At 70.5% G+C, this 13,206-nt stretch carries 17 protein-coding genes; 10 read left to right on the top strand and 7 right to left on the bottom strand.

Annotated elements, in window-relative coordinates:
• Nucleotides 1–25: 25 nt before the first annotated feature.
• The 3 genes from O3438_RS29320 to O3438_RS29310 form a co-directional block, all read right to left on the bottom strand.
• Nucleotides 26–1,405, bottom strand: coding sequence for a glycine--tRNA ligase (locus tag O3438_RS29320; RefSeq protein ID WP_269682804.1), 1,380 nt, complete (start codon nt 1,403–1,405; stop codon nt 26–28).
• Between the two features lie 115 nt (nt 1,406–1,520).
• Nucleotides 1,521–2,000 carry a hypothetical protein gene (locus O3438_RS29315; RefSeq protein ID WP_145779440.1) on the bottom strand — a complete coding sequence of 160 codons (480 nt, stop codon included), beginning with the start codon at nt 1,998–2,000 and terminating at the stop codon, nt 1,521–1,523.
• A 24-nt stretch (nt 2,001–2,024) separates the two neighbouring features.
• Nucleotides 2,025–2,366, bottom strand: coding sequence for an antibiotic biosynthesis monooxygenase family protein (locus O3438_RS29310; protein WP_269682803.1), 342 nt, complete (start codon nt 2,364–2,366; stop codon nt 2,025–2,027).
• A gap of 29 nt (nt 2,367–2,395) precedes the next feature.
• Between O3438_RS29310 and O3438_RS29305 the strand changes: the two genes are divergently transcribed.
• The 9 genes from O3438_RS29305 (at nt 2,396) to O3438_RS29265 (ending at nt 7,718) form a co-directional block, all read left to right on the top strand.
• The gene (locus O3438_RS29305) at nt 2,396–2,653 is read left to right on the top strand and encodes a hypothetical protein (RefSeq protein WP_269682802.1); all 258 of its coding nucleotides are present in this window, start codon (nt 2,396–2,398) and stop codon (nt 2,651–2,653) included.
• Between the two features lie 62 nt (nt 2,654–2,715).
• The gene (locus O3438_RS29300) at nt 2,716–3,660 is read left to right on the top strand and encodes a metal ABC transporter substrate-binding protein (RefSeq protein WP_269682801.1); all 945 of its coding nucleotides are present in this window, start codon (nt 2,716–2,718) and stop codon (nt 3,658–3,660) included.
• Complete coding sequence (locus tag O3438_RS29295) at nt 3,657–4,418, top strand: metal ABC transporter ATP-binding protein (RefSeq protein WP_269682800.1); 762 nt, start codon at nt 3,657–3,659, stop codon at nt 4,416–4,418. The genes O3438_RS29300 and O3438_RS29295 overlap by 4 nt, the downstream gene beginning before the upstream one ends.
• A 3-nt stretch (nt 4,419–4,421) precedes the next feature.
• Nucleotides 4,422–5,288: a metal ABC transporter permease gene (locus O3438_RS29290; protein ID WP_269682799.1), complete on the top strand. Its 867-nt coding sequence runs from the start codon at nt 4,422–4,424 to the stop codon at nt 5,286–5,288.
• Nucleotides 5,289–5,331: 43 nt separating this feature from the next.
• Entirely contained in the window at nt 5,332–5,631 is a 300-nt protein-coding gene (locus tag O3438_RS29285; protein WP_088988100.1) for an ArsR/SmtB family transcription factor, read from the top strand.
• Nucleotides 5,628–6,026, top strand: a complete 399-nt coding sequence (locus O3438_RS29280; protein ID WP_088988099.1) for a Fur family transcriptional regulator — start codon at nt 5,628–5,630, stop codon at nt 6,024–6,026. The genes O3438_RS29285 and O3438_RS29280 overlap by 4 nt, the downstream gene beginning before the upstream one ends.
• A gap of 13 nt (nt 6,027–6,039) precedes the next feature.
• Entirely contained in the window at nt 6,040–6,483 is a 444-nt protein-coding gene (locus O3438_RS29275) for a GNAT family N-acetyltransferase (protein ID WP_269682798.1), read from the top strand.
• 180 nt (nt 6,484–6,663) lie between these two features.
• Nucleotides 6,664–7,272 carry a hypothetical protein gene (locus tag O3438_RS29270; protein WP_269682797.1) on the top strand — a complete coding sequence of 203 codons (609 nt, stop codon included), beginning with the start codon at nt 6,664–6,666 and terminating at the stop codon, nt 7,270–7,272.
• Between the two features lie 278 nt (nt 7,273–7,550).
• The gene (locus O3438_RS29265; RefSeq protein ID WP_167393621.1) at nt 7,551–7,718 is read left to right on the top strand and encodes a hypothetical protein; all 168 of its coding nucleotides are present in this window, start codon (nt 7,551–7,553) and stop codon (nt 7,716–7,718) included.
• Nucleotides 7,719–7,960: 242 nt separating this feature from the next.
• On the opposite strand, the gene O3438_RS29260 is transcribed toward O3438_RS29265, so the two are convergent.
• The 4 genes from O3438_RS29260 to O3438_RS29245 all read right to left on the bottom strand — a co-directional run bounded on the left by O3438_RS29260 (nt 7,961) and on the right by O3438_RS29245 (nt 12,390).
• Entirely contained in the window at nt 7,961–9,958 is a 1,998-nt protein-coding gene (locus tag O3438_RS29260) for an acyl-CoA dehydrogenase family protein (protein ID WP_269682796.1), read from the bottom strand.
• Between the two features lie 86 nt (nt 9,959–10,044).
• Nucleotides 10,045–10,548: a DUF6328 family protein gene (locus O3438_RS29255; protein ID WP_269682795.1), complete on the bottom strand. Its 504-nt coding sequence runs from the start codon at nt 10,546–10,548 to the stop codon at nt 10,045–10,047.
• Between the two features lie 158 nt (nt 10,549–10,706).
• Nucleotides 10,707–11,456: an SIS domain-containing protein gene (locus O3438_RS29250; RefSeq protein ID WP_269682794.1), complete on the bottom strand. Its 750-nt coding sequence runs from the start codon at nt 11,454–11,456 to the stop codon at nt 10,707–10,709.
• Between the two features lie 103 nt (nt 11,457–11,559).
• Nucleotides 11,560–12,390, bottom strand: coding sequence for an alpha/beta fold hydrolase (locus tag O3438_RS29245; protein WP_269682793.1), 831 nt, complete (start codon nt 12,388–12,390; stop codon nt 11,560–11,562).
• A gap of 335 nt (nt 12,391–12,725) precedes the next feature.
• Here O3438_RS29245 and O3438_RS29240 point away from each other — a divergent pair, with 335 nt between their 5' ends.
• Nucleotides 12,726–13,190 (top strand): hypothetical protein, encoded by a 465-nt coding sequence (locus O3438_RS29240; protein ID WP_269682792.1) that lies wholly within the window; start codon nt 12,726–12,728, stop codon nt 13,188–13,190.
• Nucleotides 13,191–13,206 lie beyond the last annotated feature (16 nt).

The following is a 13,206-nucleotide window of genomic DNA, read 5'->3' as shown; positions in this document are numbered from 1 at the left end:
CGGCCGAGGCCCCGTGCGCAGCGTCTCAGCAGCCCGGAAGGCGCTCGATCAGGTAGCGCTCGACCTGGTCCAGCGACACCCGCTCCTGGGCCATGGTGTCCCGGTTGCGCACCGTCACGGCGTTGTCGTCCAGCGTGTCGAAGTCGACGGTCACGCAGAACGGGGTGCCGATCTCGTCCTGCCGGCGGTAGCGGCGGCCGATCGCCTGCGAGTCGTCGAACTCCACCACCCAGCGCTTGCGCAGCAGGGTCGCGAGGTCCTTGGCCTTCGGCGACAGAGCCTCGTTGCGGGACAGCGGCAGCACCGCCACCTTGACCGGGGCGAGCCGCGGGTCGAAACGCATCACGGTGCGCTTGTCCACGCCACCCTTGGTGTTCGGCGCCTCGTCCTCGTCGTACGCCTCCAGCAGGAAGGCCAGCACGGCGCGGGTCAAACCCGCGGCCGGCTCGATGACGTACGGCATCCAGCGCTCACTCTTGCTCTGGTCGAAGTACGACAGGTCGACGCCCGAGTGCTTGCTGTGCGTGGAGAGGTCGAAGTCGGTGCGGTTGGCGATGCCCTCCAACTCAGCGAACTCAGTACCACCGAACTGGAAGCGGTACTCGATGTCCACCGTCCGCTTCGAGTAGTGCGAGAGCTTCTCCTTGGGGTGCTCGAAGAGGCGCAGGTTGTCAGCCGACAGGCCGAGGTCGAGGTACCAGTTCCAGCGCTCCTGGAGCCAGTACTCGTGCCACTGCTCGTCGGTGCCCGGCTCGACGAAGAACTCCATCTCCATCTGCTCGAACTCGCGCGTACGGAAGATGAAGTTGCCCGGGGTGATCTCGTTGCGGAACGACTTACCGGTCTGCGCGATGCCGAACGGGGGCTTCTTGCGGGCGACCGTCTCGACGTTCTTGTAGTTCACGAAGATGCCCTGCGCGGTCTCCGGACGCAGGTAGTGCATACCCTCGTCGCTCTCCACCGGGCCCAGGTAGGTCTTCATCAGGCCGTTGAACATCTTCGGCTCGGTGAAGGTGCCCTTGTTGCCGCAGTTGGGGCAGTTCAGCTCGGACAGCGAGGTCAGCGGCTTGCCGTGCTTCTCGGCGTACGCCTCCTCCAGGTGGTCCGCCCGGAAACGCTTGTGGCAGAACTGGCACTCGGTCAGCGGGTCGACGAACTCGGCGATGTGGCCGGACGCCTCCCACACCTTGCGGGCCAGGATGACGGCGGAGTCGAGGCCGACGACGTCGTCGCGCTGCTGGACCATGGTCTTCCACCACTGCCGGCGGACGTTCTCCTTGAGCTCCACGCCGAGCGGACCGTAGTCCCACGCCGATCGGGTGCCCCCGTAGATCTCACTGGAGGGGAAGACGAAGCCTCGGCGCTTGGCGAGGCTGACGACGGCGTCGATACGGTCGGCTGGCATGTTTTCCTCCTACGCCGGCTGGCGGTCGGCGGGGGCGAGATGTGGATGGAACGGTCAGTTCGGAACCACGGTACGACCACCGGGGCCCTGAGCCCAGCAGAATACCGGGGGCGGGTCAGCTGACCCCGCAGACCTCCACGCCCCCGGTCTGCCCGTCCTGGCCGAGGCTGACCTGCTGCTGCTCCCGGTCGCCGCCGGCGAGCGTCACGTCGACCGGGACGGTCAGGTTGGTGGTGTCCACCTCACCGACCCGGAACGCCGCGACCTGCGGTTCGGCGGCAGCACGCCGTTCGAACTCGGGCCGGGACTCACGCCGTTGCGCGTCGTCGCAGAGCTGGTCGTACGCCCGCCCGTAGTTGCGCTCGACGAGCGCCTGGTAGTAGTCGCCGGTCACGGTGCGGGCCTGCTCCCGGATCGCCTGCACGCCGCTGACAGCCAGGCCGACGACGGCGGTGCCGCCTCCACCACAGCAGAGCACCACGGCGAGCGCGCCGACGCCGAGGCCGAGCCAGAGCCGGGTGCGGCGGCCCTCGGTGGGCGGCGCGGCGAACGGCGGAGCCACCCCGGGTCCGGGTGGCGGGGCGGGTGCGGTCATAGGAGCAGCGTAGTGTCCGCCGGCTCAGCGGTAAGGACCCGCAGCCCGATCACTCTCGGCGACGACCACCGCTCCCCCGGGCGCCGCGACGGCCAGCGCCTCGTACGCGGAGGGTTCGTCGACCGACTCGGCGAGCAGCGGCACGGCGCTGACCTTGACGTCGAAGGCGCCGAGCGCCCGCCGGTAGGTGCCGACGGACTCCCATTCGGTGACCAGCGACCAGTAGCGGGGGTCGTCGAGCGCCCGGACCAGTTGACCGCGCAGGTAGCCGGGGCGGGCGGCCAGGGCGGTGAGGGCGGCGTGCGCCCGTTCGGTGAAGTCGTCGGCGGCATCGACGTCGACCACGAACCGGTTGGTCACCAGCAACGGGGTCCCCTCCTCGTAGAGTCTGTGGGATGCAGCGTACGCAGCGCCCTCTGCTCGCCCGGTTGGCCGGGGCGAACCCGACGTCGGTGTTCCTGCTCACCCTGGTGGTGGTGCTGGTGGCGTTCTTCACGCCCGGGGTGATCGGCGGGCTGCTGACGCTGGCGCTCGCCGCGGGTCTGATCGCCCTGTTGGCGACGACCTGGGCGGTTCAGGCGCCGCAGACCCGCCTGATCCGGCTGCTGATGCTGACCCTGCTCGTGACGGTGGGCCTCGCCAAGCTGCTCTGACATGCAATCATGCGTTCATGCGTTTTTGACAATCATTATCGTTGCCACGGACAGTTGATGACATGAACAACCGCGCCCCGTACCGTGTCCTGGCCGCCGCGACCGCCCTGCTCGCCCTGGGCGCCGGCGCCGGCTGCTCCACCGGCGACTCCGCCGGCGCCGACCCGAAGAGAGTCGACGTGGTGGCCGCGTTCTACCCACTCCAGTTCCTGTCCGAGCGAATCGGCGGCGACGCCGTCCGGGTGACCAACCTGGCCAAGCCCGGTGCCGAGCCGCACGACCTGGAGCTCAACCCGAGCCAGGTCGGCCAGGTCAGTGACGCGGAGCTGATCGTCTACCTCAAGGGTTTCCAGCCTGCGGTGGACGACGCCGTCGCGCAGAACGGCGGCGACCGGGCCTTCGACGTGACGAGCGTGCAGCCGCTGCTGGACGCCTCCGCCGGCGGGCACGACCACGAGGGCGAGGAGGGTCACACCGAGGAGAGCGGCGGCAAGGACCCGCACGTCTGGCTCGACCCCACCCGGCTGGCCGGCATCGGCGACCAGCTCGCCCAGCGGCTCGGCACTGCCGACCCGGACCACGCCGCCGACTACACCGCCCGCGCCGCGGCGCTACGCGCCGACCTGACGGCCCTGGACGGCGAGTTCAAGACCGGTCTGGCGACCTGCCAGCGGCGGGAGATCGTGACGAGTCACGCGGCGTTCGGTTACCTCGCCGACAGGTACCAGCTCGACCAGGTCGGCATCACCGGGCTGAGCCCGGACGTCGAGCCCTCGCCGCAGCGGCTCGCGCACGTGATCGAGGAGGCGAAGGAGCACCAGGCCACCACGATCTTCTTCGAGACGCTGGTCAGCCCGAAGGTCGCCGAGACCATCGCCGGCCAGGTCGGCGCGAAGACCGCCGTGCTGGACCCGATCGAAGGGCTCGCCGCCGGCAGCAACGGGGACTACCTTTCGGTGATGCGTACCAACCTGCAGACCCTGCAGACGGCCTTGAGCTGCTCGTGACCGCACCTGTCATCACCGTCGAGCACGGGGTGGTCGGCTACGACGGCCGCCCCGTGCTCCGGGACATCTCGCTCACCGTGACCGCCGGCGAGGTCGTCGCGGTGCTCGGCGCCAACGGGTCCGGCAAGTCCACCCTGATCCGCGCCGTACTCGGGCTGGTGCCGCTGAGCGCCGGCTCGGTCACCCTCTTCGACCGGCCGCTGCGGCGCTTCCGGCAGTGGGCCCGCATCGGGTACGTCCCGCAGCGCCTGGGCGCCGGTGGAGGCGTGCCGGCCACCGTCCGCGAGGTGGTGGCCTCCGGCCGGCTGGCCCGCCGGGGAGTGCTCCGCCCACCGGGTCGCGCCGACCGCGCCGCCGTCGACGCCGCGCTGGTCGCGGTCGGGCTCGCCGACCGGGCCGGTGACCCCGTCGCCACGCTCTCCGGCGGCCAGCAGCAGCGCACCCTGATCGCCCGTGCCCTGGCCGGCAAACCGGAGCTGCTGGTCCTCGACGAGCCCACCGCCGGAGTGGACGCGGCCAGCCAGGAGGCGTTCGCCGGCGCGCTGCGCGACTTCGTGGGCGACGGCGGGACGGTGCTGCTGGTCGCGCACGAGCTGGGCCCCCTACGGCCGGTGATCAGCCGGGCGGTCGTCGTCCACGAGGGTCGTATCGCCCACGACGGCGCGGTGCCGGACCCGGCCGGGCACCACGCTGCGCCCGACCACGACCACGTGCACCCGCACTGCTACGACGAGCCCGCCGGGCTGTGGAGCAACTGACCCATGGAACTCTTCCAGTACCCCTACATGCAGCGTGCCCTGATCGGCGCTCTGGTGATCGGCCTGGCCGCCCCGGCGCTCGGCATCTACCTGGTGCAGCGCCGGCTGGCGTTGATCGGTGACGGTGTCGGGCACGTGGCGTTGACCGGCGTCGGGGCCGGTCTCCTGCTCAACCGCTCGCCGGTCCTGGTCGCGGTGATCGCCGCCACCATCGGCGCGGTCGCCATCGAGTTGGTGCGCGCCCGAGGGCGTACCTCCGGTGACCTTGCCCTGGCCCTGCTCTTCTACGGCGGCATCGCGGGCGGTGTCCTGCTGGTCGGCCTCTCGGACGCGACCAGCGCGAACCTCAACGCCTACCTGTTCGGGTCACTGACCACCATCTCGCCCGCCGACCTGGTCACCATCGGGGTGCTCGGCGCCGCGATCCTGGTCACCATGATCGCGCTGCGGCCGGCGCTCTTCGCGGTCAGCCACGACGAGGAGTACGCCCGGGTCTCCGGTCTCCCGGTCCGCACGCTGAACCTGCTGATCGCGGTCGCCACAGCGGTCACCGTGACCATCGCGATGCGGGCCGTCGGGGTGCTCCTGATCAGCGCGCTGATGGTGGTGCCGGTGGCCACCGCCCAGCAGGTCACCCGGGGGTTCCGCAGCACGATGGCCGCCGCGATGGCGCTCGGACTCTTCGCCGCCGGCTCCGGTGTCTGGGTGGCGGCGACGGCGGACACCGCTCCTGGCGCCTCGGTGGTGCTGGTGGCGATCGCGTCCTTCCTGGTCGTAGCCGTGGCCGGCGGCGTCTGGCGGACGCTGCGCCGCCGGGCGACACCGGCCGCCGCACCAGCACCGGAACCGCACGAGGTCGTGCTGAGCTGATCCTGAGCAGCGGGACGTCGGTGGTATTGGTTACCGTTGCAAGATGACCAGCGCGACGGGTTACGACGGGTTCGACGGGGCCAGCGAGCTGCTCCGCGCCCTGTCCGCGCCGATCCGGCTGGCCATCGTCAGCGAGCTGGCCGATGGTGAACGATGCGTGCACGAGCTGGTGGAGAAACTGGGCGCCGCGCAGCCGCTGGTCTCCCAGCACCTGCGGGTGCTGCGCGGCGCGGGAGTGGTCCGCGGTTCCCGCCGTGGTCGGGAGATCGCCTACAGCCTCGTCGACGAGCACGTCGCACACATCGTGGCGGACGCGGTCAGCCACGCCGGGGAGGGATCATGAGCGAGAGCAGCGCCGCGGTGCGTAACACGCGGCAACGCTCGGCGGTGAGCGCGCTGCTGGGCGAGATGGAGGGCTTCCACAGCGCCCAGGACCTGCACGCCATGCTGCGGCAGCGCGGCGAGCGCGTCGGCCTGACCACCGTCTACCGCACCCTCCAGGGGCTCGCCGACGCCGGCGAGATCGACGTGATGCGTCCTCCGGGCGGCGAGCACCTCTACCGCCGGTGCAGCGAGGGGCACCACCACCACCTCGTCTGCCGGGCCTGCGGGCGCACCGTCGAGGTGGCCGGCCCGGCCGTGGAGAGCTGGGCCGACCGGGTCGCCGCGCAGCACGGCTACGCCGATGTCAGTCACACCCTGGAGATCTTCGGCACCTGCCCGACCTGCGTCCGCTGACTAACCTGTCCGCGTGACAGATCTTCAGTTCGGGCGGGTCCAGGCGGTGGGCAGCGACGCGACGACGCTCGACTGGCAACACATCCACAATCTGATCATCCCCACCGATCCGCTGTCGGCCGACGAGATCACCGTCCGCGCACAGCGGAACATCCTTGAGGTCGCATACGTCGACGGGGTGCCGGTGGGCTGTTCGACGGTGCGACCCCCGACGTCCGAGCCGGCGACCGTGATTGCGCGAGTGCTGCCCGAGAAGCGTCGCCAGGGCTTCGGGGCGCAGATCTACCAGCGCGGGCTGGCCAAGGCCCGGGAGCTGGGCGCGCAGGTCGTGCACACCGTCGTCCTGGCCTCCAACGACGACGGCCTCCGCTTCGCCCGCCACCAGGGCTTCGTCGAGATCGACCGATACGTCCTGCCGGGCGACACCATCGCGTTCGTGGACCTGCGGCTCGCCTGATCCACGACTCGTACGCCACGGCGTAGTGGGTGCCCCGGCCGTAGTTGATGCGCCGGCCGGCGCGGCGCTCGCGCGGTCCTGCTCGCCCGCGACACCGTCGGCTACCGCCCCACCGGCCGTGCAGGCCGGCCGCCGATCGACGGGTGCCGAGGCGTCGTCGTTCGTGGCACGCTGTCCGGCGTGAAAATCTATGCCGATCGGTTTCCGACCGCCGCCCGTCAGTTGCTCACCGACCTGCTCGTCGTCGCCTGGGTGTACGCGGCGATTCGGGGCGCGCTGTGGCTGCACGACCTGGTGCAGAAGCTCGCCGTACCGGGGCAGAAGCTGGAGGGCGCCGGCAGTGGCCTCGCCGACAATCTCGCCGACGCGGGCGGGAAGGTCCGTCGGGTCCCGCTGGTAGGTGACGAGCTGACCGCGCCCTTCCGGCAGGCCGCCGACGCCGCCCGAGGGCTCGCCGACGCCGGGCGGGACCAGCAACACCTGGTCGACCAGCTCGCCCTCGCCCTCGCCATCGCAGTGCTGATCTTCCCGCTCGGCCTGGTGCTCTTCGGATGGCTGCCGCTGCGGGTGCGCTGGATGCACCGGGCCGGGTCGGCCGCGAAACTGGCCGCCGGGCCGGCCGGCCGGGATTTGCTCGCCCTGCGCGCGCTGGCCACCCAGCCGCTGGGCCGGCTGACCCGGATCGCGCCGGACGTCGCCGAGGCGTGGCGGCGCGGCGACGACGCCACAGTCGACGCGCTGGCCGCGTTGGAGCTGCGCCAACTAGGCCTCCGCAGCCGGGACCGCTGAGCCTCCCCCGCCTTGAGCCACCCCCCGCGCCTCGTGCCACGGGTCACCACTGCGCCCCGCGCCACGGGTCACCGCCGCGCCCCGCGCCACGGGTCACCCAGTGCCTCGCGTCACGGGTCACCGCTGCGGCCCGCCTTGATCAGGTGATGAAAAGTAGGTCTCCGCGCTGTGTCCGAGCTACTTCTCATCACCTGATCAAGGGAAGGCGCGGTGGACCCGCTGGGCGTGTGCGCTGCGCCGACTCAGGCCGGCGCGGCCCGGGCCGCTAAGGTCTTCGGGTGTTCTACTTCCTCGTCGTCATCGCCGTCCTTCTGCTCGGCTACGCCGCCGTCCTGGTTGCCTTCCTCCGGCGGGGCAAGAAGATCCCGCCTGCGGCGTACCTCGCGCTGGCCGGGCTCAACGGCCTGATCCTGGCGGGCGTGCTGGCCTGGGCGGTTTCCCGCTGACCGCCGCTGCGGCGCACGCCTCCGCACTGCCTGCCGGTTGATCAACTCCAGGTCGGCGATGTAGGGCTATCGAGGCGGCGGGATACCACCACCTCGCCGATATGCAGTCGATCAAGCCGCACGACCCGGGCAAAACGTGCTCCCGCGCGCATCAGTCGGCCCGCGGAGGTCTGAGCGCGCACGAGACCAGCCCGCACGCCGCACGAGACCAGCCCGCACGAGACCGGCCCGCACGACACGGGTCACGGTTTCGGTGGGATCCGGCGGCGGACGTCCTCGGCGGTGGACGGGCCGGGAGTCCAGCCGGCGACCCAGGGCAGCTCGTCGGACGGGGTGATCACACCCTCCTCCAGACCCGCGTACCGGCCGGCGAGGATCCGCTTCGCGGCGATGGTGTCGACCGAGTCGGTGTTGTCCCACAGTGCGGCGAACAGGGCGTCGACCCGCACCCGCGCCTGCCGGCAGAACAGGTCGGCCAGCTCGACGTTCTCCGGTCGGGTGTCCCGTTCGGCGTAGGCCCGGACACAGACCGCCGACATCGCGAACAGCTCGGCGCCGATGTCCACCACACGACCGAGGAACGCCTGCTTGCGCTCCATCTTTCCCTGCCAGCGGGACATCGCGTAGAACGTCGACCGGGCCAGCTTGCGCGACGACCGCTCCACCTGGCGCAGGTGTGCGGCGAGCGGCCCGAACTCGGCGTACGCCGAAGGGCTCTGCCCCCGGCCCACGGCGAGCGTGGGCAGCCACTTCGCGTAGAAGGCGCCGGCGCGGGCGCCGGCTCTGGCCTTGCGGCCCAGCCCCGCGTCCGGGTCGATGATGTCGCCGGCCACCGACAGGTGGGCGTCGACCGCCTCCCGGGCGATCAGCAGGTGCATGATCTCGGTGGAGCCCTCGAAGATCCGGTTGATCCGCAGGTCGCGCATCATTTGTTCGACGGCGGCCGGGCGTTCGCCCCGGGCGGCCAGCGAGTCGGCCGTCTCGTAGCCGCGCCCGCCCCGGATCTGGATCAGCTCGTCGGCGATTGTCCAGGCCATCTCGCTGGCGTACAGCTTCACCAGCGCCGCCTCGATCCGGATGTCGTTACGGTCGTCGTCGGCGAGCAGGCAGCAGAGGTCGAGCATGGTCTCCATGCCGTACGTGGTGGCGGCGATGAAGGAGAGCTTCTGCGCGACCGCCTCGTGCTCGCCCACCGGCCGACCCCACTGAACCCGGTCGGCGGCCCAACCCCGGGCCACGTTCAGCGCCCACTTGCCTGCGCCCACACACATCGCCGGCAGCGACAGCCGGCCGGTGTTCAGCGTGGTCAGGGCGATCTTCAGCCCCTTGCCCTCGCCGCCGATGACGTTCTCGGCGGGTACGAACACGTCGTGGAACCGGGTGAGGCTGTTTTCCAGGCCGCGCAGGCCGATGAACTCGTTGCGCCGCTCGACGGTGATGCCTTCGCTGTCGCCTTCCACGACGAAGGCGGTGATCCCGCCTCGACGCCCCTCGCTGGCCGGCACCCGGGCCATCACCACCAGCAGGGTGGCCACGATGCCGTTGGTGGCCCACAGCTTCACCCCGTTGAGCCGGTAGCCGGTGCCGTCCTCGGTCGGCTCGGCGGTGGTGGCCAGCCGGGCCGGGTCGGAGCCGACGTCGGGCTCGGTGAGCAGGAACGCGGACACCTCGCCGGCGGCGAGGCGGGGCAGGAAGGTCTGCTTCTGCTCGGCGGTGCCGAACATCTTCAGCGGCTGCGGCACACCGATCGACTGGTGTGCGGAGAGCAGCGCGCCGATGGCCGGGCTGACCGAACCGGCGAGCATCAGCGCCCGGCAGTAGTGCAGGTTGCTGAGGCCGAGCCCGCCGTACTTCCGGTCGATCTTCATGCCGAACGCGCCGAGGTCGGCCAGGCCGTGGAACACCGAGTCCGGAATGGAGCCGTCGCGTTCGATGGCCGCGCCGTCCACCTCGGTGGTCAGGAAGGTGCGGAACCGGCCGAGGAAGTCCTCGGCGCGCGCCACGTCGCCCGGGTCGGATCGGGGCCACGGGTCGATCAGGTCGAGCCGGAACCGACCGAGGAACAGTTCCTTGCCGAAGCTGGGTCGGTCCCAGGTGGACTCGCGAGCGGCCTCGGCGACCTGCCGGGCCTCCTTCTCGGAGACCTGCCCGGCCTCTGCCGGTAGTGGCGCGGCGGCACCTGTGGTGGCTGTGGAGTCGGGATCGTCCGGTGCCGATCGGCCGTTCTGCGTCGTGGTCACGGCTGCCCCCTCGAAGCTCGATGCGGCTACCGCCACGCTACCCCCGGTTGTTACCCAGGGGTAGCGGTGCGTGCAGATCGGGGCGGTCAGCGACCGATGGTCGTGTCCGGATCATCGTCATCGTCGTCGATGTCGTCCTCACCCCAGTTGCGCCGGACGAACGGCAGGATCATCCAGAACACGAGGAACCAGATGCCGGTCAGGGCACTGAGCAGGAAGGCGATCGGCCGGTCCAGCACGAAGTCGGTGATCAGCAGCACCGCGCTGACCATGGCGATCAGCATGAAGGCGAGGCCACCGGTGGCCATCCGGTGCGCGAACCGCACCAACTCCGGCTTGCGCCCCTGGCGGAACAACGCCCGGTGGAACGCCACCGGCGAGATGATCAGTGCGGTGGCGGCGGCCGCCGCGAGCAGCGCGACGATGTAGACGTCTCGCTGAAACTCGCTGGTCCGGGTGAACCCGTTACTGAACGGCAGGGTGAGCAGGAAGGCGAAGAGGATCTGCACGCCGGTCTGCGCGACCCGCAACTCCTGGAGCAGGTCGGCGAAGTTGCGCTGCCAGCGCTGCTTCTCGGTCTCCTTGGACACGCGCTACCTCCGGTGAGACGCTACTGCCGGCGGTCCCGGCCGCCGGCAGCAACGCCAATGCCCCACCCGCCCGAGCGCGAAACAGGTTCACGACATATCCCGTTCACCTCGGGGACGCACCTCGGCCACAAGCGCCGGCCGAGCCGTCGCCGGCAGCCTCAGGACCCGCGCCGGATCCGACCCGCGTACCGGGCCTCCAACTCGGTGTTGTGCGCGTCGCCGTCCGGGATGTTCGCCGACAGGTAGACCGGCGGCCGCTCCCCTGCCGCCAGCAACCGCGCCACCACCTCCACGGTGACCTGCTGGGCGAGCAGGGCCGCGGTGATCGAGGAGACCGCGCCGACCGCGCCACCGCCGGGAAGGGGCAGTGTCGCGTCGCCGTACGGAGCTCCGTTGTCGAGCACCACGTCGGCGAGGTCGCTCAGCTTGCGCCCGGACGGGTGCCGGGAGGTCATTCGGCCGGAGTGCTGCGCCGAGGTGATCGCCACCAGCCCGTGGCCGCGCTCCTTGACCAGGCTGGCGAACTCCACCATCGCCCCGTTGACCCCGGAGTTGGAGGCGAGCACGAACACGTCGGTGGGCCGCACCGGGGCCAACTCGTAGAGGCGGTGCGCCACGCTCGGGTCCCGTTCCAGCATCGGACCGAGCCGGTCGGCGGGTTCACCGCCGAGCAGCACCAGGTCGCGCAGCGCGATCCGGTTGGTCGGCACCAGACCACCCGCCCGACCCGCGATCTCCATGGCGAGGGCCTCCGAGTGCCCCGTGCCGAACGCGTGCACCACACCGTCGGCGCGTACGGCCTCGGCGATCAGGTCGGCGGCCCGGCCCACCGCCTCCCGCTGGCTGGCGGCCACCCGGCCGATCGTCTCGGTCACCACGGCCAGGTAGTCGTCGGCACTCACCGTCATGCGTCCTCCGTCGTCCGATTGCGGGCCAACCAGTCAACCGCGCCCCCGCGGAGCACGTCGACCAGGGGTACCGACGGCCACCACCGGATCGACCCACCGCCACTCAGGCCGTTCCGCCGGCCCGGGCCAGGATCGCTTCGGCGAGTGGGCCCGGCGCCGCATCCGGGATCCAGTGGCTGACACCGGCCAACTGTACGAAGCGGTAGTCGCCGGTGACGTTCGCCGCGCACGCCTCGGCGGCGGGCCGGCCGATGGCGACGTCCCGGTCACTCCACACGTACGTGGTGGGCACCGCGACGGGGTCGACCGCGGCCAGGTCGGCGCGGGACATCGCCCGGTACCAGTTCAGCGCGGCGGTGAGCGCCCCCGGCTCGCGCATCGGGTCGGCGTAGCGGTCCACCCGGGTACGGTCGCCGACCCCGCTGAGCAGCTTGCGCAACGCGGTGGCATGCCACGCCAACAGCACCTTCTCCGCCTTGTCCGGCTTTCGGAACAGCGCGATGTACGACGACCGGGCCTTCTGCTGGCTGTCGTTGGTCAGGGCGTACGCCATGGCCGCCGGGTGTGGCACGGACACCGCGGTCAGGGTGCGGACCCGGTCGGCGTGCCGGGCGGCCACCGCCCAGGCCACCACCGCGCCCCAGTCGTGACCGACCAGGTGGACGGCGTCCAGGCCGAGGGCGTCGAGCACCGCCACCACGTCGGCGACCAACTCCGGGATGCGGTAGTCGGCCACCTCCGTGGGCCGCGCGCCCGGCGAGTAACCCCGCTGGTCCAGCGCGTAGGTGCGCAGGCCGGCGGCGTGCAGCGCCGGGACGACGTCGTCCCACTCACCGCTGTGCTGCGGGAAACCGTGCAGAAGCAGAACCGGTACGCCGTCCGGCGGACCACCGACGGTTACCTCGAACGTGAGACCTCGCGCGTCGACCCGCATGATCGTCAGCCTACCCACGGATCGGCGGAACCGCGTGCGGCGGCATTTGGCCCCTCATTACAGATGCGGGTGTGATATATGCGGCCATCACGCCTATGTGGCTCGGCGACCGAACGACCAAGCCTTCAAGCCGCACTAATCAACAGGGACCACCCTGTGTTTCCGCAACTCCGCACATCTTGTCGCTCGCAGCCCACCCGCCCTTCTCATCGGATCGATCGCAAGCATTGCCAAGCCAGCAGCCGTGTGGCAGCATTCACTCACATCAACGGCCAGAGTGACATTGCTGGCCCGCCTTTTACGGGGGATAAATGTCTCGACGCAAGTCTGCAATCATGGCGTTGGCCGCCCTCGCGGCAGCCGCCATAGCCATCCCAGGTCAGGCATCGGCCGCGCCACGTCCGGCCGAACCCGCGATCTCGAACGGAACAGAAGCGGACGTAAGTCCACTCGGTGTCACCGACGGGGACGTGACCAATCGGCTCCCTTCGAGCTACACGGTGAAGATCGCCGACCTCGGTGGCGGTTCCACCAGTTGCCCCACCTGGATCGCAACAGGTGCAAGCACCACCTACGCATGCACTACCTGGTGGCTACCATCAGGGCAATCCGACGACCAGATTCGCGGGTCCAACTTCGACACGGACGCCTTCATGGTCGAATCGGCCTACACTGTCAAGGAAAACCGGACCGGTGGCCGCACCTACAATGTTCCGGCTTTCAAATGGGTCAAGTTTAGCGACGGGCTTAACGTGAACTGCTCGGTAAGTTCAGGTAAGGCTCTCTGCACGATCGGTTAAGACTTGCCTTTATTTC

This window comes from Micromonospora sp. WMMC250, assembly GCF_027460215.1.
GTDB lineage: Bacteria > Actinomycetota > Actinomycetes > Mycobacteriales > Micromonosporaceae > Micromonospora > Micromonospora taraxaci.
The sequence above is the reverse complement of the archived record's forward strand: the minus strand, read 5'-3'. Positions and strand labels throughout refer to the sequence as shown.

What these genes read in the sequence shown, in the direction of transcription:
- O3438_RS29320 (WP_269682804.1), bottom strand. Translation starts at nt 1,405, where the DNA reads ATGCCAGCCGACCGTATCGACGCCGTCGTCAGCCTCGCCAAGCGCCGA.
- O3438_RS29315 (WP_145779440.1), bottom strand. Translation starts at nt 2,000, where the DNA reads ATGACCGCACCCGCCCCGCCACCCGGACCCGGGGTGGCTCCGCCGTTC.
- O3438_RS29305 (WP_269682802.1), top strand. Translation starts at nt 2,396, where the DNA reads ATGCAGCGTACGCAGCGCCCTCTGCTCGCCCGGTTGGCCGGGGCGAAC.
- O3438_RS29300 (WP_269682801.1), top strand. Translation starts at nt 2,716, where the DNA reads ATGAACAACCGCGCCCCGTACCGTGTCCTGGCCGCCGCGACCGCCCTG.
- O3438_RS29290 (WP_269682799.1), top strand. Translation starts at nt 4,422, where the DNA reads ATGGAACTCTTCCAGTACCCCTACATGCAGCGTGCCCTGATCGGCGCT.
- O3438_RS29285 (WP_088988100.1), top strand. Translation starts at nt 5,332, where the DNA reads ATGACCAGCGCGACGGGTTACGACGGGTTCGACGGGGCCAGCGAGCTG.
- O3438_RS29280 (WP_088988099.1), top strand. Translation starts at nt 5,628, where the DNA reads ATGAGCGAGAGCAGCGCCGCGGTGCGTAACACGCGGCAACGCTCGGCG.
- O3438_RS29250 (WP_269682794.1), bottom strand. Translation starts at nt 11,456, where the DNA reads ATGACGGTGAGTGCCGACGACTACCTGGCCGTGGTGACCGAGACGATC.
- O3438_RS29245 (WP_269682793.1), bottom strand. Translation starts at nt 12,390, where the DNA reads ATGCGGGTCGACGCGCGAGGTCTCACGTTCGAGGTAACCGTCGGTGGT.
- O3438_RS29240 (WP_269682792.1), top strand. Translation starts at nt 12,726, where the DNA reads ATGGCGTTGGCCGCCCTCGCGGCAGCCGCCATAGCCATCCCAGGTCAG.